This is a genomic window from Corynebacterium sp. HMSC05D03 (assembly GCF_001807205.1).
GTDB lineage: Bacteria > Actinomycetota > Actinomycetes > Mycobacteriales > Mycobacteriaceae > Corynebacterium > Corynebacterium aurimucosum.
Window position 1 is genome coordinate 1 of record NZ_KV788166.1, and the last position, 24010, is coordinate 24010.

General features: G+C 59.2%; 24 protein-coding genes and 1 other RNA gene. 9 read left to right on the forward strand and 16 right to left on the reverse strand.

All coding sequences use genetic code 11. The features are described from left to right. Window positions 1-293: 293 nt before the first annotated feature. The 8 genes from HMPREF3147_RS02240 to ssrA form a co-directional block, all read right to left on the reverse strand. A complete protein-coding gene (locus tag HMPREF3147_RS02240) occupies window positions 294-1049 on the reverse strand; it encodes an iron ABC transporter ATP-binding protein (RefSeq protein WP_070444161.1) in 756 nt (251 codons plus the stop codon). Further along, window positions 1046-2065 carry an iron chelate uptake ABC transporter family permease subunit gene (locus HMPREF3147_RS02245; protein WP_070444163.1) on the reverse strand — a complete coding sequence of 340 codons (1020 nt, stop codon included), beginning with the start codon at window positions 2063-2065 and terminating at the stop codon, window positions 1046-1048. Before HMPREF3147_RS02245 ends, HMPREF3147_RS02240 begins: the two co-directional genes overlap by 4 nt. A gap of 35 nt (window positions 2066-2100) precedes the next feature. Continuing rightward, window positions 2101-3096 (reverse strand): ABC transporter permease, encoded by a 996-nt coding sequence (locus HMPREF3147_RS02250; protein ID WP_371325731.1) that lies wholly within the window; start codon window positions 3094-3096, stop codon window positions 2101-2103. 41 nt (window positions 3097-3137) lie between these two features. Continuing rightward, entirely contained in the window at window positions 3138-4169 is a 1032-nt protein-coding gene (locus HMPREF3147_RS02255) for a siderophore ABC transporter substrate-binding protein (RefSeq protein ID WP_070444168.1), read from the reverse strand. Window positions 4170-4337: 168 nt separating this feature from the next. Beyond that, entirely contained in the window at window positions 4338-5699 is a 1362-nt protein-coding gene (locus HMPREF3147_RS02260; RefSeq protein ID WP_070444170.1) for a M20 family metallopeptidase, read from the reverse strand. 4 nt (window positions 5700-5703) lie between these two features. After that, window positions 5704-7374 carry an AbgT family transporter gene (locus HMPREF3147_RS02265; protein ID WP_070444172.1) on the reverse strand — a complete coding sequence of 557 codons (1671 nt, stop codon included), beginning with the start codon at window positions 7372-7374 and terminating at the stop codon, window positions 5704-5706. 232 nt (window positions 7375-7606) lie between these two features. After that, on the reverse strand, window positions 7607-8293 hold the full coding sequence (locus tag HMPREF3147_RS02270; protein ID WP_070444174.1) for a DJ-1/PfpI family protein: 687 nt from the start codon (window positions 8291-8293) through the stop codon (window positions 7607-7609). Window positions 8294-8433: 140 nt separating this feature from the next. After that, window positions 8434-8813, reverse strand: a transfer-messenger RNA (tmRNA) gene (gene ssrA, locus HMPREF3147_RS02275). A 211-nt stretch (window positions 8814-9024) separates the two neighbouring features. Here ssrA and HMPREF3147_RS02280 point away from each other — a divergent pair. Then, complete coding sequence (locus tag HMPREF3147_RS02280; protein WP_070444176.1) at window positions 9025-10296, forward strand: SLC5/6 family protein; 1272 nt, start codon at window positions 9025-9027, stop codon at window positions 10294-10296. Here the strand turns inward: HMPREF3147_RS02280 and HMPREF3147_RS02285 are convergent. From HMPREF3147_RS02285 to prfB, 5 genes are read right to left on the reverse strand one after another with little or no spacing between them, the layout of a single operon-like run. Then, complete coding sequence (locus tag HMPREF3147_RS02285; protein WP_070444178.1) at window positions 10293-10649, reverse strand: DUF488 domain-containing protein; 357 nt, start codon at window positions 10647-10649, stop codon at window positions 10293-10295. The two genes, HMPREF3147_RS02280 and HMPREF3147_RS02285, sit on opposite strands and share 4 nt — an antisense overlap. A 10-nt stretch (window positions 10650-10659) precedes the next feature. Beyond that, window positions 10660-11163 (reverse strand): SsrA-binding protein SmpB, encoded by a 504-nt coding sequence (gene smpB / locus HMPREF3147_RS02290; protein ID WP_010189093.1) that lies wholly within the window; start codon window positions 11161-11163, stop codon window positions 10660-10662. 54 nt (window positions 11164-11217) lie between these two features. Continuing rightward, a complete protein-coding gene (gene ftsX, locus HMPREF3147_RS02295) occupies window positions 11218-12120 on the reverse strand; it encodes a permease-like cell division protein FtsX (RefSeq protein ID WP_070444180.1) in 903 nt (300 codons plus the stop codon). After that, window positions 12121-12810: a cell division ATP-binding protein FtsE gene (gene ftsE, locus HMPREF3147_RS02300; RefSeq protein ID WP_070444182.1), complete on the reverse strand. Its 690-nt coding sequence runs from the start codon at window positions 12808-12810 to the stop codon at window positions 12121-12123. Between the two features lie 33 nt (window positions 12811-12843). Continuing rightward, on the reverse strand, window positions 12844-13950 hold the full coding sequence (prfB, locus tag HMPREF3147_RS02305) for a peptide chain release factor 2 (RefSeq protein WP_070444184.1): 1107 nt from the start codon (window positions 13948-13950) through the stop codon (window positions 12844-12846). Between the two features lie 69 nt (window positions 13951-14019). On the opposite strand from prfB, the gene HMPREF3147_RS02310 reads away from it, so the two are divergent. Together HMPREF3147_RS02310 and hisN are read left to right on the forward strand one after the other, a co-directional pair. Next, window positions 14020-14847, forward strand: a complete 828-nt coding sequence (locus HMPREF3147_RS02310; protein ID WP_070444186.1) for an inositol monophosphatase family protein — start codon at window positions 14020-14022, stop codon at window positions 14845-14847. Continuing rightward, a complete protein-coding gene (gene hisN, locus HMPREF3147_RS02315; protein ID WP_070444188.1) occupies window positions 14840-15613 on the forward strand; it encodes a histidinol-phosphatase in 774 nt (257 codons plus the stop codon). Before HMPREF3147_RS02310 ends, hisN begins: the two co-directional genes overlap by 8 nt. Before the next feature lie 118 nt (window positions 15614-15731). Here the strand turns inward: hisN and HMPREF3147_RS02320 are convergent, their stop codons facing one another. Further along, window positions 15732-16934: a S1 family peptidase gene (locus HMPREF3147_RS02320; protein ID WP_070444190.1), complete on the reverse strand. Its 1203-nt coding sequence runs from the start codon at window positions 16932-16934 to the stop codon at window positions 15732-15734. A 188-nt stretch (window positions 16935-17122) separates the two neighbouring features. On the opposite strand from HMPREF3147_RS02320, the gene HMPREF3147_RS02325 reads away from it, so the two are divergent. The 6 genes from HMPREF3147_RS02325 (at window position 17123) to HMPREF3147_RS02350 (ending at window position 21673) form a co-directional block, all read left to right on the forward strand. Beyond that, on the forward strand, window positions 17123-17551 hold the full coding sequence (locus HMPREF3147_RS02325) for an NUDIX domain-containing protein (RefSeq protein ID WP_070444192.1): 429 nt from the start codon (window positions 17123-17125) through the stop codon (window positions 17549-17551). Window positions 17552-17576: 25 nt separating this feature from the next. After that, the gene (locus HMPREF3147_RS02330) at window positions 17577-18257 is read left to right on the forward strand and encodes a DUF4232 domain-containing protein (protein WP_070444194.1); all 681 of its coding nucleotides are present in this window, start codon (window positions 17577-17579) and stop codon (window positions 18255-18257) included. A 47-nt stretch (window positions 18258-18304) separates the two neighbouring features. Beyond that, window positions 18305-18613, forward strand: a complete 309-nt coding sequence (locus tag HMPREF3147_RS02335; RefSeq protein ID WP_070444195.1) for a hypothetical protein — start codon at window positions 18305-18307, stop codon at window positions 18611-18613. A 3-nt stretch (window positions 18614-18616) separates the two neighbouring features. Further along, the gene (locus HMPREF3147_RS02340) at window positions 18617-19063 is read left to right on the forward strand and encodes a DUF1990 family protein (RefSeq protein ID WP_070444197.1); all 447 of its coding nucleotides are present in this window, start codon (window positions 18617-18619) and stop codon (window positions 19061-19063) included. Window positions 19064-19146: 83 nt separating this feature from the next. Beyond that, window positions 19147-21117, forward strand: coding sequence for a vWA domain-containing protein (locus tag HMPREF3147_RS02345; RefSeq protein ID WP_246815697.1), 1971 nt, complete (start codon window positions 19147-19149; stop codon window positions 21115-21117). 166 nt (window positions 21118-21283) lie between these two features. Continuing rightward, window positions 21284-21673 carry a hypothetical protein gene (locus HMPREF3147_RS02350; protein ID WP_070444200.1) on the forward strand — a complete coding sequence of 130 codons (390 nt, stop codon included), beginning with the start codon at window positions 21284-21286 and terminating at the stop codon, window positions 21671-21673. Window positions 21674-21679: 6 nt separating this feature from the next. Here HMPREF3147_RS02350 and HMPREF3147_RS02355 read toward each other — a convergent pair whose 3' ends face one another. Continuing rightward, window positions 21680-22510 (reverse strand): aspartate dehydrogenase domain-containing protein, encoded by an 831-nt coding sequence (locus HMPREF3147_RS02355; RefSeq protein ID WP_070444202.1) that lies wholly within the window; start codon window positions 22508-22510, stop codon window positions 21680-21682. Window positions 22511-22815: 305 nt separating this feature from the next. Then, the coding region (locus HMPREF3147_RS12955) for a tyrosine-type recombinase/integrase (protein ID WP_246815698.1) at window positions 22816-24010 on the reverse strand (1195 nt) is incomplete at its 5' end.

A 24010-nucleotide genomic window follows, 5' to 3' on the forward strand; every position in this document is an offset into this window, starting at 1 on the left:
CACACTATTGAGTTCTCAAACATCATCCGCACACCACAAACAAAATTAACCAAACGTTAACCTCTTCGCAGCGGCCCGAACAACATTACCCAACAAGCTCAACCAAAGTCAAACCCGCCGAACAACCATTGCCCGAACATCTACCACCAGTTAACCTCCCGGCTACCTCGCGGCGACCTCGATAAATATACGCACACCCCCAACAAACAACAAATCCCCAGGAAGGAGCACTTTTTGTGCTCGTCCTAGGGCGGTTTTCTTCGCTATCGGGAAGTCCACCTGAATGTTAATAGCTAGTGGTAACAGGCCAACAGCCCATCCGGGCTATCAATAACGGTGATTGGGGTTTCGAAGATGGGCGTGAGAATCTCATCGCGCATGATTTCCTCCGGACTACCGAAGGAAACGATGCTCCCATCCTTGGCCGCACAAATATAGTCGGCATAGCGAGCAGCGAAGTTGATGTCATGGAGAACGATGATGATCGTTCTGCCAAATTCCTTGGCGGCCTTCCGCAAATGCTTCATCATCTCGACGGAGTGTGAGATGTCTAGGTTGTTGAGGGGCTCGTCGAGAAGCACGTAGTCCGTCTCTTGGCAGAGCACCATCGCCACATATGCGCGCTGGCGCTGCCCACCGGATAGCTCGTCGAGGTAACGGCTCTCCAATTCACGCAAGTGGAAGAAGTCGATGTAGCGCGAGACTATCTCTTCATCTTCCGCAGTCAGACGCCCCTTCGAGTAAGGGAAACGGCCGAAGCTCACCAGCTGGCGCACGGTCAGCTTGGTAATGAAGTGGTTCTCCTGACGCAGGATGGAAAGGATCTTCGCCAAGTCCTGCGATTTCGTGGAGGACACGTCGTAACCGGCGACCTCGATGGTGCCCTCGTCGACGTCGAGAAGCCGGCCGATCATCGTCAGCATCGTGGACTTGCCCGCACCATTCGGCCCAATCAGCGCAGTGATACCGCCGGAGGGGATCTCCAGATCAATGGGGCCGATGTTGGTTTCACCGGAGTAGGACTTGGACACTTTGGAAAGCTTGATCACAGCTTGCCCTTTCGCAGAATGACCAGAAGGAAGACGCTGCCGCCCACTAGCTCAATAATGATGGAGACCACGCCCTGCGCGTAGAAGACGTGCTGCATGAGGAAGTAGGCGCCGGTGAGAACGGCAAAGGCCGTGGCAATTGCCATTGGGAACAAAAAACGGTGGTCATACGTCTCCGCTGCCTGGTAGGCCAAGGTTGCCACGAGGAAGCCAAGGAAGGTCATGGGCCCTACAAGCGCGGTACTTGTTGCCATAAGAATGGAGACCAAAATCAGCGTGTAGATTGCATTGACCTTGTGGTTAACACCAAGGTTCGTCGCGGCATCGCGTCCCAGCGCTAGCACGTTAAGCTGCCGGGAGTTCAGGAACACCAGCATCGTCACCGCGAGAACCAACGGTATGGCGATGGGATAGTACTCGCTCTCCGCGTTATTCACGGAACCGAAAAGGCGTGCAGTCAGCACATCGAATTCACTGGGCGTGAGCATGCGCTGCATAAACGTCGACAACGAACCAAGACCACCACCGATAATGATGCCCACGAGCAGCATCGCATGCATATTGTTGCGGCGGCTGGTCAGCAGCCAGGAGTACAGCACGAGGGATAGGCCCACCATGAGCACAAGCTGCACAAGGAAGGTTCCCATGTTGCGGGCCTGAGTTAGGCCGGAGGCGCCAAGGAAAAAGATCGTGGCTGTATTAATCGCGACGTACAGGGATTCAAACCCCATGATGGAGGGAGTAAGGATCCGGTTGTTCGTCACCGTATGGAAAGCCACCGTAGCCACGGCCTGGCATACGGCGACGATCGCCATAGCGGTCACCGCATCAGCGCGGCGACGTGCAATCAGCCACCACTTGCGGGTACCAAAATCCATGGGGTTGTCATAGGCCAAGAGCCCGAAGGCGAAAACCAGCCCGGCAACGATCAAGGCTGCAAGGATGATCCAGTACTTTCGCGCCGCAGCAGCAGACTGGAAGCTACCCACGTTTCGCTGGGCACGTGACGTTTGCACAGGTTCCTTCGTCGCTGGGATAGAGATACGTACGCTCACTTGGTCGACCTCACGATCAAGACGACGAACACGATAGCACCCACAATGCCCAGGATGACTGATACGGGCATTTCAAACGGGGAAATAATGGTGCGGCCGATGAGGTCGCATAAGGTCACCGTGGCGATACCGAGCAGGCAGACCCACGGGAGGTTAGAGCGCAGGTCATCGCCGCGAATCATGCTCACTACGTTAGGCACGATAAGGCCAAGAAACGGCAATGCGCCGACAACGACGGTGACTACACCCGTTGCCACCGCGATGAGCCCAGTGCCCAGCAGAATCATCCGCTGGTAGTTCAACCCAATATTGGTGGCGATATCCTCACCCAGCCCAGCGACGGTGAGCTTGTCAGCGTAGAAATACACCGCCATCAGAACCAGCAGGACGATCCACAGGACCTCGTATTGCCCCTCATAGACAGAGGTAAAGGATCCCATGAACCAGATTCCGAGCTGCTGCAAGGTATCCGTGGCGAGCGCCACATAGGAGGATACGGCACTAACGACAGCGCCCAGCATGATGCCGATGATCGGCACGATGAGTGAGGAGCGCAGCGCCACGCGGCGAAGGAAAGCGAAGAAGACCATGGTTCCCACAAACGCGAAGGAAACCGAAATGACCATTTTCACCAGCACGGATGAGTGCGGGAAAAGGATAAGCGAAAAGAGCAGGCCCAATCCGGCCCACTCGGTGGTTCCCGTCGTCGTGGGTTCCACGAAACGGTTTTGGGTCAGCAGCTGCATGACCAAACCGCTCATCGCCATCGCAGCGCCCGCCAAGACGAGCGCCACGGTTCGCGGTATGCGGGTGGTGAAGAACATGGACCAGCCGTCCTCATTATCGAGGATGCTGTACTCCCCCACCATGAGGGAAAGGAGGAGCAGCGCGATGACGCCGAGCACGCCGAGGCCTAGCTTCCAGGTCAGCACAGGTCCGCGGGAGTTACGCGGGCTGACAGCTGAGTGCTCTGCCGCAGCGCTGCTCTTCACCGTCACGGTTTAGTCTCCTCCTTGGCTGCCGAGAGAGTTGTTTAGGCGTTGGCCTTCTCGAAGGCGTCGGCAAGCGCGTTCAAGATCTCGGTGTAGGTAATGATGGACTCATCAATGTAGGTGTCATTCGGCGCCACGTAAACGTTGCCTTCCTTCACAGCGGTAACGTTCTTGAGCGCCGCGTTGTCCTTGACCAGCTTCTCGCCCGGCGTGACATCCTGGCCTTCCTTGGAGATAGCGGAATCACGGTCCATGACGAGGATCCAATCCGGGTTGGATTCGGCAATGGCCTCAACGGAGATATCGTCACCCTCGTGGTCATCGGAGGCGTTGGAGACCTCCAGGGCCGGGGTCAGGCCAAGCAGCTCAAAGACCGGGCCATACACGCGCCCGATACCGGGAGCGATGTAGCCGATTTCACCGCCGGAGGTGTTCACAGCCATGACCTTCTGCTCTGGGTTGTAGGCCTTCTTAGCGCGCTCAGCAGCGGCGTCGAAATCCTCGATGAGCTTCGCAGCATCCTCTTCGTGGCCGAAAACCTGGCCCAGGGCCTCAGTGTGGCGCTTGAGTTCGTCGAAAAAGTCTTCGTCATCGCGCGGCTCGAAGTCAAGCACCGGGACATCCTCGAGCAGCTTCTCAATGTCCTCTTGGTGCTGTTCGAAGCGCTGGCCGTTCCACACGACGTCCGGCTCTGCAGCTACCAGACCTTCAAGGTCCGGCTCCTTGTGGGAGCCCAGATCAACCTCGACCGTGTCCTTGTTGTAGGTGTCTCGCAGCGACTTCGGTACCAGCCTCAGCGGTGCAGCAGCAAGGTCAATATCCCACTGCGCCAGGATAGAGAAGGCGCGGTTATCCGTCACCGCGGGGTTCTCCACCGGGAGGGTGACTTCCTTCGAGCCGAAGTTATCCTCCAGGGTGATGGTGGAGGCGCCTGCCGCCGCGGATTCGGTCGGCTCAGCGGTCTCCTCAGACTGGCTGGAAGAGCAGCCGGTGAGAGCAAGCGCTGCGACCGAGAGAGTTGCGGCAACTTTGGCGGCGGTCGTGCGCGAGGCACGGCGAGAAAGGTTAAACATAGCTTCCTTGCATATTAGGTGTGGCTAACCACAGTTGGCAAATAAGGACAGCGCCTAACCTAACTCAAGTAAGGCTTACCCTTCAAGAACACTCATGTTTCCTAATTCATGACGGGGGTAGCAGACCTCCGCACGATAGCCCGTGACATGCCTTTTAGAAAAAAATATTTACGCTTCGCCCTCCCCCTTCTTCGCGATGAGATCACTCACCGACACTGGCCCTTCCCTATCAAAATCCTCCCGCGCCGCGTGGCGGAAATTCGGATCCGCCAAGAAATCGAGGGCAACCTGTGCCAAACCCGCCGCCGAATCAACGGCCGCATCTACCGCCTGCGGCGTGGCAGCCCAGCGCGCAAAGTCCTCCGTGTGCAGGGCCACGTCAGTTGGCGATACCTTCACCATTGGATGCAGGCCGGGCACGAGATGAGAGACATTGCCAAAGTCAGTCGAGGCGGCCACTGTATCCGGCACCGTCCCAGCGGGCAGCGCGGTGCGTCCGCGGCGCGCCTGCGTGGCCGACCACCGATCCACCAGCGCCGCATTATTGCGCACGGGCAGGGTCATCGGGTGCTCATCCCAGTCGACTTCCACCTCGATACCTGCCATGAGTGCCGCGCCCCGGACGATGTCTTCCACCCTGGCGGACAGATCCATGAGTGTGCGCGTTCCTAACGAGCGCACGTAAATGGTCATTTCCGCCTCGCTCGGAATGATCGAAGGGCGATCGCCACCACTCATGATGGCGTGCACGCGATCCGATGGCGGCATTTGCTGGCGCATAAGCCCAATCCCCTGGTAGGCCAGGCTCGCAGCGTCAAGGGCGTTGCGCCCCATGAAAGGCTGGGAGCTGGCATGAGCGGCTACGCCGCGAAAACGAACGCGCAGAATGCGGCGGCCCACCCAGGCATGCGCACCGATGTCATAGCCAAAGCCATGGATCATCACCGCGGCATCGACCCCTTCGAGGCTGCCGCCGCGGATCATGTATTCCTTGCCGGAATGCCCCTCCTCCGCTGGGGTCCCCTGGAGGAGGATGCGACCGGACATAGGAGGGGCGGCGTCCAGCACGGCAGTAGCCGCCAAGAATCCAGTAACGCCCGCTGCGGCGATGACGTTATGCCCGCACGCGTGCCCAATCTGAGGCAGGGCATCGTATTCCGCCAGGATGGCCACAGTGGGATGCCGTTCAGGGTCGAAATCTGCACTCTGCCAGGAAGCTTCAAACGTGGTCTCCACGCCGTAGACCCCGCGGCACGTGGAGAAGCCATGCTCTTCAACGATGTCCGCGAGCACCGCCATGGAACGATGTTCTTCGAAGGCCGTTTCAGGGTGAGCGTGCAGGTCCGCGACGATGTGCGCGGCCTTCTCCCGCAAGGCCTCAGCCCGCGCGGCCGCCGCATCCCAGAGCTTCGCTTGGCCTGGGTAGTCCTCTCCCTGTTTTTCCGGTGGTGCTGCGGACGCCACGCGCTTGGCAACGCCCTCCTCCATCGCTTCCAAATACGCTGTCGATGGATTGTTGCGTTGATTCATGCGCTTAACCAATCATGACGTTGTTGCCCGGTCCCAACGGAAGATCTACGTAGAACCAGATGGCCAGCAAGATCGCCCACGCGGTAAAGAATGGGACTACGAAGGGCACGAGGCGCGACATCAGCGTTCCCAAGCCTGCCTCGCGTTCATAGCGCTGGAGGAAGCCCAGCATGACAATCATGTACGGGTTCAGCGGGGTGATGATCTGGGTTGCGGAATCGCCCACGCGGAATGCGCCCTGAATAAACGCCGGCTCATAGCCCAGCAGGGCAAACATGGGCACGAAGACCGCGGCCATGAGCGTCCACATCGAGGATCCGGAAATAATCAGCAGGTTCAGGCAGGACGCCAGCGCGATGAAGGCGAAAATAGCTGGGAAGCCGGTAAGCCCGATGGATTCAAGGAAGGCCGCGCCCTTCACCGCGGTGAAGGTGCCGATACCGGTCCAGGCGAAGAGCGCCACGAACTGGCCCAGGATGAAGGCCAAGATGAGGAAACTCATCATGTCCTTGAGCGCGCCGATCATCATGTTCACAACATCGGTGATTCCCTTGACCGTGCCGACTACCTTGCCGTAGACCACGCCGAGCACCAAGAAGTAGGCGAACACGATGAAGACGATGGAATTCAGCAGCGGGGACTTGGGCAAGAAGCCACCCTCTTCATTGCGCCACGGCGATTCTGGCAGAAGGACTGCGAAGAGAATGATGGCGGTGAGGATGACCGTGGCCACACCGGACCAGATGAGGCCCTTGGATTCGGCCGGGCGCAGCTCAGCGGTGAGCTCTTCGCCATTCTCGTCGCGGTCACCGCGCTCGGCGGCATCCTCAGGATCGATATCTTCCTCGGTGGGAACTTCCTGCTGCCACATGCGCGGCTCGATCACCTTGTCGATGATGAAGCCGGCCAGCACACCGAGCACGATGGAAGAAGCCACGTTAAAGTAGTAATTCGACATGGCGTTAACCGGAGCGAACTCAGTATTCGGCAGGGTCTCCATGACCGCGGTCGTAATACCGGCAAAGAGCGCGTCCAGGGAAGTTGGCACCAAGGCGGTGGAATAGCCCGCACCCACGGCGGCGAAGCCGCCGATCAGACCCGCCACCGGATGACGGCCCGCAGCCTTGAAGACCATGGCGGCCAGCGGCGGGACGATGACGAAGGCGGCATCCGCCATGACGGAGGCGGTCACGCCGATAACGCCGACGGCGTACGGAAGCAGCCACGGTTTCGCGGAACCGAAGAGCTTGCGAATCAACGCCGAGAGCATTCCGGAGCGCTCCGCCACGCCAACTGCCAGCATGATGGGCAGCACTGTCACCAGCGGCGGGAAGTTGATGTAGTTCTCACCCATTGTGGTGGTGAACCACGTGAGCCCCTCACCGGTGAACAGGCCTTTGACCGGCTGGATCTCATCCGATCCGGGAATCTTAATCTCGACGCCCATCTTCGCCATGATGGTGGAGAGAACGCCTGTGATCAGGAAAAGAATCAGGAAGATGGTGAAGGGCTCCGGCAGCTTGTTGCCGATGTACTCGACACCATTGAGGAACTTATCCAGCATTCCCCCACTGGACTGTTGACTCGATTTTTGCTCAGCCTTGGCGGGATTTTCTTTCGACTTCTCCGTGGTACCAGCGCCGCCTTGTGGCGCTGCATTGGATGGGCTGTTCATGGGTACTCCTGTCGTAGGGGTCAGTCCCAGTGTTCCACGTCACACTGTTGGAGAAAGGCTACCACGGGAATGTAACCTGGGTAACAAATATTTTTGTTCCGTATCACATTTTGTTCGGCCAGACCTACTCCGACTCCGCTTTCTCGCCGCCCGCTCACCTCCGCATACCTACAGGCTCTCCCCAACTACGCCCACGGTAAATAGTGGCCGAAAATCGCCAGTTTTTAGCCTCTTATCTACCGTGAGCGTCACCAGATTGCCCGAACGTTACGTCCCCACGCTCAGCTTCGTCACCGCTCGCCGGCGCCAGCCCATAAAGCCGCGCGAAAGGATCCCACTCACTGTCGCGGTGCGCATCATATTCCGCAAAGTTGGCAGCATTGATGGCAGCACTGTCTGATACGAGGTGCGCAATGAGCGCGACCGTCATATCCATGCCCGCCGCAACACCTGAGGAGGTCCATCGATTGCGGTCGTGCACCCACCGCGCCTCCGGCTGCCAGGACACATCGCCCCCGAAGGACGTGGCCCAGCTATAGGCACGCTTATTGCTCGTCGCGGTGTAGCCCTCCAAGAGCCCAGCCGCCGCCAGGACCGCAGAACCCGTGCACACGGAGGCGACCCAAGGCGCTTGTGCACCCACCTCACGAAGCCACGACAGAAAAGATTCGTCCCCCACGAGCTGCCGGGTTCCCTTACCGCCCGGGACGAGGAGGGCATCGGCCGACTCAATCTGCCCATAAGAGATTGTCGGCACCACTTCCACGCCCTGCGAGCTAGCAACTGGCCCACCATCCGGTCCTGCGAAAACAACGGAGACATCAGGCACCGCTTGAAGCAGCTGGACGGGCCCGAAGACGTCGAGAAGCTCAAAGCCCTCAAACAAGACGACCGTAATGCGGAGAGGCTCGGAATACATGCGACCATCCTAAAGCAGGCCGTAGTGCCGCTGACGAACATCCGGGACCCGGGTTCAATTCCCGGCGGCTTCACGCCCATTTAAGCCGGGGGCTTCACACACAAAGAAACCCCAGCTAGAACGCTTTCTAACTGGGGTTTTGGTGGAGCCGCCGGGAATTGAACCCGGGTCCTTCGTCACCTCGCCAGGGCTTCTCCGTGCGCAGTCTGCACAGGATCTCTACTCGGCCCTCCGGCTCGGGCAAACTCGCTCCGGATGATGGGCCCAGTTGCTCTAGAAGTCCCCAACCGGCCGAACAACAAACCGGTCAGGCAAGTTCCTTAGTCGATGCCAGGATCTAGGTCAGGAACCAAACCTAGGCTGACAGACACGCGTCGCTGTAATTAGGCAGCGAGGGCGTAGTCACGCTGAGAGTTCTTCTCTGCGTTTATTGGTTGCTACGACGCTTAACGGTGGTCTCTAGCCTGCACCGGCACGCTTCCCCTGGCTCAATGTACGAAGTCGAAACCAAGTCGACCCCTCATTTACACATTGCTGTGAAAGCTGCGCAGAACGCATCTTTATGCGCCCTACGGTCTGTTCAACGCTACTGCACCTGCCCCTATTCCCGCAAGCTTCACCCCAGGCCACATGAGGCATAGCTTTCATAAGCACCCCCTTGTGATTAGCATCAACTTAAACGCTGTTAAGGTGTGTGAGTCCGATACTCCTACTTTGTTAAAGGCTGCAAAGTGAGCACACATACCGAAACCACCAGTTCCCCGGAAGACGCTAAAAGCCCAGCAAGCAACACCGAGTGGGCCATCTCGCTCTTCGGCACCGCCGTAGGCGCCGGCATTCTTTTCCTCCCCATCAACGCGGGCAGTTTCGGCTTCTGGCCCCTCCTCGCGGCCACGATTCTGATTGGGCCGATGACATACTTCTCCCACCGCGGTCTGGCCCGCATGATTTGTGCGTCACCACGCCAGGGCGAGGACATCACCGCAGTGGTCACGGACTATTTCGGCAAGAGCGCAGGTTTTATCATTTCGGTGATTTATTTCTGCGCCATCTTCCCCATCGTCCTCATTTATGGCGTTTCGATCACCAATACGGTCAACAGCTTCATCGTCAACCAATTAAATGGACCCACGATTTCACGCCCGCTGTTGGCTTTCCTCCTCGTGGGCATCATGACCATCGTCTTCGCCTTCGGTCAACGCATGGTGCTGGCCGTAACGCAGTTCTTGGTCTACCCGCTGATCTTCTGCCTTGGCGCACTGTCCATCTACCTTATCCCGCGCTGGGATATCGCCTCCTTCATGGAGGTGGGCAACAATGATTGGCGCGTCGTCGGTGCTGTCGCCCTCATCATCCCCGTGCTGGTCTTCTCCTTTAACCACTCCCCCGCGATTTCCCAGTTCTCCTTGGCCATGGTCGCCGCACACGGCCGCGAGAAGAGCTCGGAGAACGCCTCGCGCGCGCTGGCACTAACCGCAATTCTGCTCACCGTATTCACCATGTTCTTCGTGTGGTCCTGTACCCTCACGCTTGGTGCGGACGGTCTCGCCGAGGCCCGCGAGCAAAACCTGCCGGTCCTGTCTTACCTGGCCAACGTCACCGGTGTCCCGGTCTTGGCTTTCCTCTCCCCGATCATCGCGATGATTGCGATTATCTCCTCCTACTTCGGCCACGTGCTGGGAGCTACCGAGGGCGGCAACTTCCTGCTGCGCAGCGCCGCGCCGCGCGCCACCGAGAAGCTCTCGGAAAAGCAGCTCAACTCCATCATGCACGGCATCATCTTTGTCTGTGCGTGGATCGTGGCCATCATCGACCCTTCAATTCTGGGTCTCATCGAGGCCATCGGCGGCCCCTTCATCGCCTCGATCCTGTACCTGCTGCCGATGTATGCCATCCACCGCATCGACGCTCTGAAGCAATTCCGCGGCCGCCCCAGCAACGTCTTCGTCGTCATCACGGGTCTCATCGCCGTGGGCGCCACCATCTGGAGCCTTTTCTCCTAGCGTTCCTCTAACCACGCCTTCAAAACAGTGGCGTGGTTGACCTCGCGGTCCTTGGCGGCGAAAAGTAGGGTGACGTCACCATCCTCCGCTAGTTGGCGCAAGCGCGCCAACTCCTCGCCGTCGTTCTCGTCGAGCTCCGCACGGTAGCGCCGGGCAAATTCCTCGAAGGTGTCAGCATCGTGCCCCCACCACTTACGCAACCCCGGGCTGGGCGCGACATCCTTGAACCAGTGGTCATAGGACAGACGCTCCTTGGCCACGCCACGGGGCCAGAGCTTATCGACGAGCACCGCTACCCCACGCGGCTGCTCATCTTCCCGAATAACATCATGAGCCTTAGCCGTATAAATCATGGCTTCCAGGTTAGGCGTTAATCCCCTTTACGCGGCGGCCCAGCTCGCGGGTGATGTCGCGGTCCTGGTCGCGGCGCTTGATTGCTTCGCGCTTGTCGTAGTCCTGCTTACCCTTGGCCAAACCGAGCTCGCACTTGGCGCGGCCGTCCTTCAGATACACCTTGAGCGGGATCAGCGTCTTATTGCCGTCGCGCACCTGGCCCATGAGCTTGTCAATCTCCCTGCGGTGCAACAGCAGCTTGCGTGTGCGCTTGGGCGAGTGATTCGTCCACGAGCCTTGGGAATACTCCGGGATGTGGAGGTTGCGGATATAGACCTCGCCGTCGTCAATGGTGGCGAAGGCATCTGCCAAGGAGATTTTACCTTCGCGCATCGACTTAATTTCGGTGCCCACGAGCACCATGCCGCATTCCAGGGTGTCGAGGATGGTGTAGTCGTGGCGGGCACGTCGGTTGGTGGCCAAGGTCGAGTTATTGTCGACGGCCGCCTTTTTCTTCTTTGCCTTCTTCGCCATAGTTCGAACTATATTACGCTACTGCCAGGCACAACCCACAACAGGCCTGTTGGCCTATGTCCGCACGTAGGCGCGCATGGTCACCTGCGCGGTCAGTGCAGCGCACAGGATTGCCACAAGCCCCACGATAGGCAGAGCCGTCCACACGTCGCCTGCGGTCACCGGGGCCAGAAGCTGGTTGTGGTACAGGTCCTTCAGCGCGGGATCGATCACCGTGTTCTTTCCTACGATGACGCCTATCCCGGCGAGAACGACACCACCGACGGCGCCGAGGACCGCCTCCATGATGAAGGGGGCGTGGGTTACCCACCGCGAAGCACCGACGATGCGCATAATCGCGGTCTCTCGCTGGCGCTGATAGGCGGCGATCTGCACCATGTTCGCGATCAGCATGATGGCGGCCAGCGCCATGACAGCAGCTAAGACGAAGGTGGCATTCCGGATGGCGTCGAGGTTGCCTGCGGCGCTGCGGACCTCCTCTTGTTGGTCGATGATGTCGCTAACGGCAGGGTCGGACGCGATGGCGTCGATTGGCGCGGTATCCGTCGGATCCTTCAGCCGCACATGGAAGGCCGCCGGCAGCGCATCCGGGGAGGTTTCCTCAACCATGACTGGATCAGTTTCCTTGAACAGTTCCACAAAGCGCTCGTAGGAATCCTCACGGTTGCGGTAGCTGACGGACTCGATATCTTCATCCGCCTCTAGCTTCTTCTTCAGCCCGGCGCAGGCGGAGTCCTTGCACTGCGGATCGTTGGCAGAAATATCCTCGTTGAGCTGGACCATGACCTCGACGCGTTCGAGGTAGATGTTTTTGGTTTCGTTGGTCATCTGGGTAACCAGCACACCAGCCACCACAAGCGCCACCGAAATGGCCGTGGTGATCACCATGGCGATAGTCATGGTGATGTTACGCCCTAGCCCTTTAAAAGCTTCCCTGAATACAAAGCCCAGATTCACCTAGACCGCCTCCCCGTACATCGCGTTCTTCTCATCGCGCACCAGCGTGCCGTTGTGCAGCTCAATGACGCGCTGGCGGGCCTCGTTAACTGCGCGCGCATTGTGCGTCGACATCACCACGGTGGTTCCGCGGCGGTTGATCTTGGTGAGCAAGGCCATGATCTCCGCAGCCGTGGAGGGATCAAGGTTGCCCGTGGGCTCGTCGGCAAGCAGCAACTTGGGACGGTTAACAAAGGCCCGCGCAATCGCCACGCGCTGCTGCTCACCGCCGGAGAGTTCATGCGGCATGCGGTGCTGCTTGGCACCCAGGCCGACCATGTCGAGGACCTCGGGGACTTGCTTGGCAATCCGCGCCTTGCGTTTGCCGATGACCTCGAGGGCAAAGGCGACATTGTCGTAGACATTGAGCTTGGGCAGAAGCCGGAAGTCTTGAAAGACATAGCCGATGGATTGGCGCAGGCGGTTGACCTCGCGCCCCTTCAACGCGTTGACGTGGAAGTCCCCGAAGTAGATATCGCCCGAGCTGACATTGGTTTCGCGCACCATGAGCTGGAGGAAGGTCGACTTGCCGGAGCCGGACGGGCCGATGAGAAAGACGAATTCTCCGTCTTCAATCTCAAAGGACACGTTGTCCAGCGCGGGCCTTGTGGAGGTCGGATAGACCTTGGACACATTCTCAAAAGTGATCACTTAAGCCACATTAGCAACATTTGTTACTCGAGCCTAGGACTCCTGCTGCGCCATACGCCACCGGATCCCGGATTCCAGGAAACCATCGATATCACCATCCAAGACCTTGGAGGGATCCCCCACCTCATAGTTCGTGCGCAGATCCTTGACCATCTGGTACGGATGCAGCACATAGGAACGCATCTGGTTGCCCCAGGAGGCATTGCCACCGGCGCCCAGCGCATCGAGCTCCGCGCGCTCCTCTTGGCGCTTGCGCTCCAGCAGCTTCGCCTGCAGCACGCGCATAGCAGAGGCCTTGTTCTGGATCTGGGACTTTTCGTTCTGACAGGTCACCACGATGCCGGTCGGGATGTGCGTCAAGCGCACCGCCGAATCCGTTGTGTTGACCGACTGACCACCCGGGCCCGAGGAGCGGTAGACGTCCACGCGCACCTCCGAATCCGGCACTTCGATGGAGTCGGTTTGCTCCACCACCGGCAACACCTCTACCTCCGCGAACGAGGTTTGGCGGCGGGCTTGGTTATCAAAAGGAGAAATACGCACCAAGCGGTGCGCGCCCTGCTCTACGGAAAGCTGGCCATACATGTATTCGCCATGCACCACGAAGGTAGCGGACTTAATACCGGCTTCTTCGGCATAGGAAATGTCATAAACATCCACCTTGTGGCCGTTTTTCTCCGCCCAGCGCGTATACATGCGCATGAGCATCTCCGCCCAGTCCGCAGCATCCACGCCACCGGCTCCGGAGCGTATGTGGATCACCGCCTCACGCTCGTCGTACTCACCGGACAACATGGTGGTCACCTCGAGTGCCTCGATGGCCGCGCCGAGCTCTTCCAGCTCCGTATCCACGAGCTCCTGGGAGGCCTCGTCGCCTTCCTCCTCCGCCAGCTCAGACATCACGGGCAGATCCTCAATGCGCCCGCGCAGGGAATTCAGTTTGCGTAGCTTTGCCTGCTGCGCCGACAGCTCCGAGGTCACCTTCTGCGCATGATCAGGGTCATCCCACAGCGACGGGTCCCCCGCCTGGGCCTCGAGTTCGCGCACGCGCTCGGACACCGCCTCCGGGTCCATCACCTTTTCAATGGAGGTCAAGGTGGCGCTGAGTTCCTCAAGTCGTGCTGTTTGTTCCGGACGCATAGCCCCCTACTCTACTTATTCTTTCTCCCTGATTAGCCATCGGCCGCGTTTAGCGCGACAATAGGCGGCATGAGTGACCAGCCAAGCCTCACCGAGATGATCGATGCCATCATCAAGACCTTCATCGTCGCCCACGCGGACGATACTGACGCCCACCTTGCCCAAGCGCTTGTTTATAACGCAGGCCGCCTGGCCTGGCGCCTGCGCGAGCAGGGAGTAGACATAGAGCAAAAGACCTCCGTCTCCGATGTCGTCACCGACGCCGACTTCGCCGCCGAGCGTTTCGTCGCCGGTGTGCTCGAAGCCCTGCGCGGCGAGGACGGCATCGTGGGCGAAGAGGGTGCGAACCGCGAGTCAAAGTCCGGCCGGACCTGGGTCATCGACCCTGTCGACGGCACCTACAACTTCGCCTCAGGCTCCGACTATTGGTGCTCCGCGCTCGCGCTTATCGACGCTGGAGGGGTCATCCTCGGCGCCGTCCACCGCCCCACTATGGGTTATACCTGGTTCGGCGGCCGTGACTTCCCCACCAGCTTGGACGGCAAGGACGTCACCAAGCTCACCGACACCCCCGCCGACAAGCTGTGCTTGTCGACGTACCTGCATCCCACCTCCATGACGGATCCCGCAATCGCGTCCGCCTGGGAAAAAGTAGCCCCGCACTTCGCCACCGTGCGCATGTTGGGTGCGGGCTCCGTGGATCTCTCCTGCGTGGCGGATGGCACGTGGGGAGCGTGGATGCAGCACTCCGTCAAGGACTGGGATTGGTTCCCCGGCCAGGCGCTGGTGCTGGCCGCGGGCGGCGCGGCGCGCAAGGTTAAAGCCGGCGGTGTGGAATGGTGTATCGCGGGTAATAAACAGGTAGTTGATCAGATGGAGGAATGGCTCCGTGGGTAAATTCAAAGAAGACCTCGGCTTGGCCTTGGAGATGGCAGGCCATGCGGACGCCATTACGATGCACCGTTTTGAGGCTGCAGACCTGTCCGTCAAGGAAAAGCCGGACATGACCCCGGTCTCTGACGCGGACCTGGCATGCGAAAAGGCCATCCGTGAGGCGCTCAAGCGCTCCCGCCCGCGCGATGAGGTGCTGGGTGAAGAGTTTGGTGGCGAGGCCTGCTTCGAGGGCCGCCAGTGGGTTATCGACCCTATCGACGGCACGAAGAATTTCGTGCGCGGCGTCCCCGTCTGGGCCACCCTCATCGCGCTGTTGGAAGACGGCGAGCCGGTCGTCTCCGTCGTCTCCGCCCCTGCCCTGCGGCGCCGCTGGTACGCAGCCAAGGGCGGCGGCGCCTACCGAGTTTTCGGCGGGGAGCCGAAACGCCTGCGTGTTTCCGAGGTCTCCAAACTGGAAGATGCTTCTCTGGCCATGAGCTCCTTGTCTGGGTGGCGGCCGAAACGCGACGCTTTCATCTCATTCACGGACAAGGTCTGGCGCCTGCGCGGCTACGGCGACTTCTGGAATTACTGTCTGGTGGCCGAAGGTGCCGTCGACATCGCTGCCGAGCCCGAGGTCTCCCTCTGGGACCTAGCAGCCCCAGCGCTTCTTGTGACTGAGGCCGGTGGCCGCTTCACCAACGTCCGCGGCGAAGACGGCCCCCACGGCGGCTCAGCGCTGGCCTCCAACGGCAAGCTTCACGACGCCGCCCTCAGCGCCTTGTCCTAGCTTCTGCGCGGCGCCCCAACGTCGCACGCCAGCGAACCGTGCCGCGTACAGGTCACTTCGATCAAATAGGGCCCCAGATCTTTAAAGATCTGGGGCCCAATTTGTTAGAAACGTACTTCTAGTTCTCCGGAAGCACGAATCCAGAACCTGGGCCCTCGCGGCGGTTGAGATCCGCGATGATGGCATCGGTATTAGCCACGACCGTCGGGTTGTGCAGCGCACCCTGCCACGGGGTGCGGCAGGACGGCAGACCCGGGACCAGTCCACGGGATACCGAGCCGACGATACGGCCGTCGCGGAAGACCGGAGCGCCGGAGTCCCCGACCATCGCGCACACCTGGTTAATCGTGATGCGCTCAGTGTGCTGGAAAGTCATGCCACAGGTGCGGCCAGTAGCTACACCGCTCTTGCAGGTAATATCGCCCGGCTGCGTGGTACCACCGATCGCCTGCGCGCTCACACCGTTGTAGCTGCGGGTTACCTCGGCCTGGGAGCCGAATTCGATGAGCGAATAGTCCAGGTTAGCGTTCTTCGCCACCACGGTGCCGGTGGGGCCTACCTGCCAGGAATCCGCAGAAGACACCGGATCGCCGACATTTCCACAGTGGCCAGCAGTAATACCGACCTTGCGGCCTTCGGCATCAGTGCCGGCTGCCGTCAGCGTGCACATGGTGTCCTCACGGATGTACAGCGGGGTACCCGGGCCGTACAGAGACTTCCCTTCGGTCATCGCAACGTTGGATTCCTCGGGGATCTGGGGAGCATCGTAGAAAGAACCAGGGACTCGGTGCAGAACGTACTCCGCGTGCGGTTTACCAGCAGCAATCTTGGAGAACAGGTCGTTCTTCCACACATAATTCGGATCCGTGCCCTGGGGTACAAATTCCGGCTGCGTGGCCTCCTCCAACAGTCCGATAGGAGTCGGGTTCGTCAGCGGTTCACCCGTGATGGCATCAGCGCCGGCATAATCCTGCTGCTCGGACGGGGCCGGCAGTTGCGTCTTCAGGTTTGCCTGCTCCGCGAGGCGCTGCGCCTCAGGCGAGTTCACGGCTCCCTCGACTGCCTGATTCACATCCTTCGATGCCGCTGCGGCAGCACCGTTGACGGCGGTATCGAGGGCGTCGGTCAGCTCTTTGTCCACGGGCTTGGTCTCAATACCTACGGACTGCAGATCCGTGCGTACCTGGTCGACAAAACCTGCTGAATCAATCTCCGGGATGGTGGGGAGCTCCTGAGCACCCGCCATTGGGTTACCCAGGAAGAACGCACCTGCGAAAGCCGAGCCCACAATGACTTTCTTAAGGTGCGGAATTTTTCTCATTGAGCAATTCCTCTTTTCATTTCTTCTCGTATTGGTCTATAAGACTTCCCCCATAATGACACGCGCACTGGGGTAGCCGTTTTCTAACGTGTGGGACTGTGTCCAAGCCGTTACACTACTGACAGTTTTCGGGTGCCCCCTCTTATCTTTCACCGCCTGCCGCGCCTCCGCAGACCTACTATGGAGGCATGTCTGAGACTGCCAATTCTTCGTCATCTCCTGCAGGCATTGCTGAGATAGTCGCTGTAATCCTGCGCGATAACCATGGCCGCGTTCTTGTCATCCGCGCCACCGATACTCCAGAATTCGTCCTGCCATTTGGCTCCATCGATGAGACCATTAATCCAGCTCGCGCCGCCCAGCTCATCGCCCACGAGGCTGTTCGGGCCGCGATTGATATGTCGAAGCTGCGCCGCCTAGCCACCTATGTCTCGCCTGCGGCCAATGACGCACCTCAGACGATCCACGCTCACGTCTATGTCTGTGAAGAAGAAATCTCCGTTGCCCATCCTGACAAGGAGATTGCAGAGCTAGCCTGGGTCGATCCCGCTGCCCCAGACGTCACCGTCGCCCCATTACTTAGGGAGAGGGTATTCCCCGCTCTGCAGGACCTCTAAGCCCATAGCGTCTAGACTCCCCACCATGATTACGCAGCGACTACTCCCCGTTCTCGCCGCCGGTTCCCTTGCCCTTGCACTGGCCGGCTGCGCCACCGATGACAGCACCGACGCCACGCTTTCCGCTGTCTCCCCCACCACTCAAGCCGCCAGCGCCGAATCTGGGGCTTCAACATCCGCAGACCCGCAGTCACACGACGCAGATTCAGCGGCCGCCGAACAGAAGTCACCCGAGACAAGCGAAGACGCGCACAGCGCCCAAGGCGCAATCCCCACTGCCGCCGACAGCGCCTGCACAACGAAACAGCTAGATATCAGTCTTGCCAACGAGCAGGGGGCCGCCGGCTCACGCTTGGCTGACATTACGTTCACCAACACTTCCCCCGCACCGTGTACGTTGCAAGGCTTTCCTGGCGTCTCCGCCGTCACCAATGACGACGGCACCCAGCTCGGCCCCGCCGCCGAGCGTGAATCGGGCCAAGAAACAGCAAACGTCACGCTCGAGCCCGGGCACTCTGCCCGTGCGGGCCTGAAGATGACCAACATCGGTGTCCTCGACCCAACTTCCTGCCAGCCCCAGGCGGCCGACGGCCTGCGCGTCTACCCGCCCGGCGAAACCGCCAGCGCCTTCATCCGAATTTCCGGCTTCGAAGGGTGCGCTGGCGATGCCAACTACCTCTCTATCCAACCGGTTACCGCAGGTTAAACCCGCTTAAAAGCAGCAGGCGTTCACATCGGTCTACACTCGCGGCCATGGAATCCAAGAAGCTGACGTCGCTGGTGTTTGGGAACGTTGTGCTGGAATCGCACATGACGAAGACAACTATTGTCGTCTATTCGGAAGACATGCGCTCCTGGTACTTCCGCCCGAGCCCCTATACGGAGCTCAAGGTGCCGCTCGATGAACTACAAGGACAACTGAGTAGAGCGCGCGCGGAGCTCATCTCAGAGCGCATTTTCGATAACGTCAAACTCGAGCTTGAGGAAAGCTACCCCGGAGGTGTGGACCGCGCACAGAAGGAACTCTGCGCCTGGCTTCGCCGTGCAGGCGACAGGGCTTAAGCGATGCCCGAACCACTCTCCTACTCCTCCACCGCAGGCTTCCCTCAGCTGCACATGTCCCGCGTCATCGACGCTGATTTTGACACCGCGGCCGACAAGCTCTTTAGCTGGGGGCTCCAGCGCAGCGGCCTCTTTCGGGTCAAGCCCAGCCACGCCATCGTAGAAGAAGGCGCAGAGGTCTCCCTCGGGTTAGGCCCATGGGAGTTTCGCTGCCGAGTGGTGGATGTATTCCACGAGGAGGGCCGCTGCGGCTTTACCTACGGCACCCTCCCCGGCCACATCGAGCGCGGCGAGGAAACCTTTACCCTGGAGCGCCTGCGGGATGGGCGCACGCTCCTGCTTGTCGACGCCTCCTCCCAACCCGCCCGCCTCGCCTTTCTGCGCCCGCTGCTCGATATTCCCCGGCGCGCGCTGATCCGCTTTTTCTACCTGCACGCTTTGGATGACTAATAGCGGGGTGTCAATGGGGCGCACTCCCCCTCGGTTCCACGCTCGCCTAGCGAGGTAACCACTTGGCATGTAACTTAACTCACATGCACACTTTCCCTCACCATACTTTCCGTTCCTTATCGGTGGCCTTAGCGGCCATTCTCGCGGTGTTAGCCGCGGCAGCTGCAACCGGGCTGTTTCCCTTAGCCGCCGCGGAAGACAAACCTTCAGAATCGGCCAACTCCACTTCCAGCAACATGGCTCCAACCATGGTGGTTTTCGATTCCTCCGGCTCGATGATCACCAACGATGCCGGCGGGCAGACCCGCATCGATGCCGCCAAGGAGGCCGCCCGCACCTTCATCACCGAAGCCGGAGATGACGCCCCTCTGGGGCTTGTCACCTATGGTGGCAACACCGGCGAAGCCCCCGAAGATGAGGCGGCCGGTTGCCAGGACATCACCGTGGTCGCACCACCCGAGGCCGGTAACTCTGAGAAGATGATCGCCCATATGGATGGCTTGCAGCCACGAGGATTCACCCCCATCGGCGAGTCCCTACGCAAGGCCGCCGCTGAGCTACCAGAGGAAGGCCAGCGCAGCATCATCTTGGTCTCCGATGGCGTTGCCACCTGCACCCCGCCACCCGTGTGTGATGTGGCGAAAGAGCTGAAGGAGCAGGGCATCGACCTAGTCATCAATACCGTCGGCTTCAACGTTGAGCCCGAGGCACAGCAGGAACTGCAGTGCATTGCCGACGCCACCGGCGGCACCTACGCCGACGCCTCCGACGCCGATAGCTTGGCCAAGGAACTGAACCGCGCAGCACCCCGCACCTTCAACGCCTACGAGTCAGACTTAGAGAAGATCGAAGGCGGCGAAACCGAAGGTTCCCCGGCCAAGGTAGACCGTGACGTAGAGGCCTTCTCCACCACTCTTCTCCCGACGGAGGGTAAAGGGCACTCAGCTGAATCCACTACTTTCTTCACCACCCCCATTGCTGAAGGCGAGCGCGTCGTTATTAGCGCAAACTCGACGCAAGAACCAAGCATCAACAACTTCCGAAAAGGTGGATCATTCTACTTGGGAATTCATGCTGCCGAGCTATCCTGCAAGCTCGACACCGCGACGGCCAATGAACTGGGGGTAAACCAGTACCAGACCGCAACCTTGTACAGCACCCCGGGCGGTGAAGAGGGCTGCGACTCCGATGAACTTGCCTTCTCGATCGAGCGAAAAGGTGATTGGAAGCAGGATGAGGAGCTCGGCGTAGAAGTGACCATCACCCGCTTTGGCGAGCCGAATATGGATGGACAACCGGACCCGGCCGAGGAAAAGACCGAACCCGGCCATGTCACGGCTTCCGGCGACGCCACTGAGGTTACTCCCGGGACGTGGTTTACCAACGCTGCTGAGCTCACACCACAGCAGCCAGTTCGCGCACAGATTGTGCCTGGTGAAACGCACTTTTATCGCATCTCTGCCGAACACGGGCAACAGGTTGCCGGCACGGTCTCCATGGTCGAAGAGGCCGATGACTTTGACAACAATGGGCCGGGTGACGCCCTGATCGTTACCGCGTACAACGAAGCCCGGGCACAGATTCACGTTGAGGGGTCCCACGCGACCATTCAGAAAGACACCAAGAAGGATTTCAGCTACCCAGCACCAATCCTCTTTGCCAACCGCTATGGAGGCTCGCACAACGATGGGTCTGGGATGTGGGAAACCGAAAGCGTGTGGCAGGGCGGCGAGCAATACATCGCTGTTAACTACGAGCAGCTCCTGACCGAGCAAGAAATTGACGAGAATACACAGCTGCCCGTACTGACCTATGACCTCGTGGCGGACGCCATGGGCGATCCCGTTCCGGAGCCAACTTTTGCACCGGTCAAACTTGAGACTGAGAAGCCTTCTGAGCCCGCGGAAAAAGAAGAGACCGAGAACCGCGCCCAAGACAATGACGACTCCTCGTTCCTCGAAGGCTTCCCCTTCCTCTTGGTAGGGCTCGGCCTTCTGGTCCTTTTCGGCCTCGTCATCGCTCTGGTTGTTGTCATCAGGAGGCTTAACCGCTAGCCAACATCACGCCCAATGTCGTTCACCGTAAATAGTGCCCAAAATTTTCAAAATTTCGGGGCTTATTTACGGTGACGGTCATGTCGTAGCTGTCGAAGCTAGCCCATAGGGTGGGCGCGCGGCGAAGCAAACCTGATACCTATCTATTCCACGAAGGGAATCCGAAATGTCCTATTTGAAACACAAGAAGTTCGCGGACGACAAAAGGCGCACAGAACAAGGGGAATTGGACATCGTGTGTTTCTCGTGGGACCGATCAGAAGCCGCAGCCACCCCGAAAGATGTCACAAACTACTATTCCGAGATTCAATCTCAGCTGAGTAGTAGCGACTGGGCCCAACTACCCGTCGAAATTTGCGTCGGTGCACACCCCGACATTACGTATACGCTTTTCCTGCCCCCGCGAATTAGCCTGTCCGACTGGGTAGGCAGCACCGACAAGGCATATTGGCTGGACTTCCTTGTCTATATGGATAGTCAGTATTTCGGCGCTGAGAAGCACAACTATCGGGTTGACCTTGCCCTGCTTATCGAAGCGCGCCGTTCCCGCGCCTAGTCGCCGCTACTGAAGCGGAGCCATCGCGTGTCTTAAAGTGTGTGCAACCGACAACGCCGTAATCGCGGAGGTTTTGGGGTTCACGGGACTAGGAGCAGATTCGCTCACCAGAGAGAACGCACCGGCAGAGCCCGTTACCTCGATGTGATGGTGCGTATCAGCCAGATTCGGAGAAGCAATGAGCTCAACCGATACGCGCTCAAGTGAACGCGCAAGCAACTCGTCATCGCTGGAGCCCCTGCCGCGAGTCGCCCAGGCAAGGGCGACGGAAACATTGACGTTGCCAGGGAATTTAGCAATCGCGTCACTAGGCCTGCCGCTGAAAAGTAGAAACGGTTCTGTTGCGTTTTCTAGTTGCGCTCGCTCTTCATCATTCATCCAGCCTTGAATGAGGGCTTCGGCTTTCTTGGTCGTTCGAATCTTTACGGTGTCCACGGCATTCGACTCTGCAAGCGCTGCCCACAAATCAAATCCACCGATCGCACCAGAGGTGACATGCACTTTTCCAGGGCCAGATAACAGTGTTTGGCGCGCATCAGGATCGGCCAAAGCGCCTACTGAAGTCAACACCAGATCCTTGCCACGTGTAATCACCGCCGGTCCGTGTTCTTTCGCCGCCGCAACGCCCGCGCATTCAACCACGATATCGTGGGCATCGATGAGCTTCGGAAGATTGTCATCATAAAGGGATACTCCCAGGGTGCCGCGTTCTCGGTGCGGGGCAGCATCACGAACAAATGCACTGACTTCGAATTCCGATGGGTCAAAGAGTGACACCAATTGACGCCCGATTGCGCCAAACCCAAGGAGCAATACTCGTGGAGCCGAAGCGGACATGACAATCCTCCATTACCTTGCGATTTATACGTGACCCCACTCTATCCACTTAGCTCTTGCCACAGGATTCCTAGACGCAAACGTCGTTGCGCAAATCTGGGCGCTAGTCGAAAACGAAGAAGCCCCACCAGCCATGTTGACTGGTGGGGTTCCGGAAGTTGGTAGCGGGGGCCGGATTCGAACCGACGACCTCTGGGTTCTCGCCCTCAAGTTCGAGCCACCTGCAGTTATTACCCTTTTACCTGCTGATTAGAGAGGTATAAGCATACTGGGCCTTACTGCGCCTTACCGCGGATTACCGACTCTTAAGTCCCGTTTTGAGTCCCACTTTCTTCACCGAGATTCAAGGCTCCCTGCATAGCGTCGACATCAGTCCAATCCGTGTAGTTGCGCGCGTTCACGTCGACGTCATGCCCGAAGTAGGCTGCACGCACCTGGGCGGGCACCCCTCGCGCGATGGCCCGGTTATTGAGCACCGTGCGCCAGTCATGGGATCTCATTAAAGCGATGTGGTCGTCCTGGACCTGCGCGCCGACATCTTTAAACAGAGCCGCTGACGCTTTCACGGCGTTGTCGGTGCGCCAGTGCGCCTGCTTGTCTCCTGGCGAAGGGATCAGTGGGTCGGTCGTTCCTAGTCCGTCGAGCCGGTTTAACCAAAACTTTTCGACACGCTTGTCCAGGAACGGGATAGAACGGCCTCTGTGCGTTTTGGATTGATCAGATGTAATGCTGATCGCGATTTGCCCATTAGCGACTTTTACAGATTGTCTCGTCGCCGCCAGCGCCTCTGAGATGCGAAGTCCCGTCCCCGCTTGTAGTAGTGCCAGCGCGACCACGTTGTCATGTTTTGCGATGGAGCTTGCTCGTCTGTCCGTACCCGGTGGTAACGGTCTGGCCGTATCGCGTGCAATGAGATGGTCTACAACGGCGTCGTATTGTGCGTTCGTCAGGGCGTGACCACCTTGCGGTTTATTGCCCTTCTTGACCTCGCCGAGGTCGATACTGATTCCGCGTAACGGGTTGTGGTCGATAACGCCCTCGCGGATGAGTTGATCCAGAATATACTTGCTCACGACAGTACGGGCCTGCCGTGCGGATTCCGACCCGTTTGCGGTGGCGATGGCCTGCAATGCGCGTTCGAGAGTTCGGAATTTCACAGCCTCGCCAATGGCATGTTTTCCAAGCTGTGCTTCGGCCTGTTTCAATGCGAGCTCATACCGGGCGCGCGTGTTCGGCCGCAGCCGTGCCGCCTGGATGGCCGGCTTAGAAACGTCGGTAATGAACGCCGAGAAGTTCTTACTCTTATCCCAATTGGTCGACGTCGAGTTGAGCTTGCTGTCCCGCTTCTCGACGGCAATTCGCCGGAATTCCCCCTTTGTCCTTGCCCGGATTGTCGGGCGGTAAGTCGTTCCGTCCCATAGTCGGACGGTGATTTTCGCTTCGTATGGACCACGCGGCGGTAAAGCGGCCCTTCCGGTTTTAGAGTGCGTTGATTTTGTC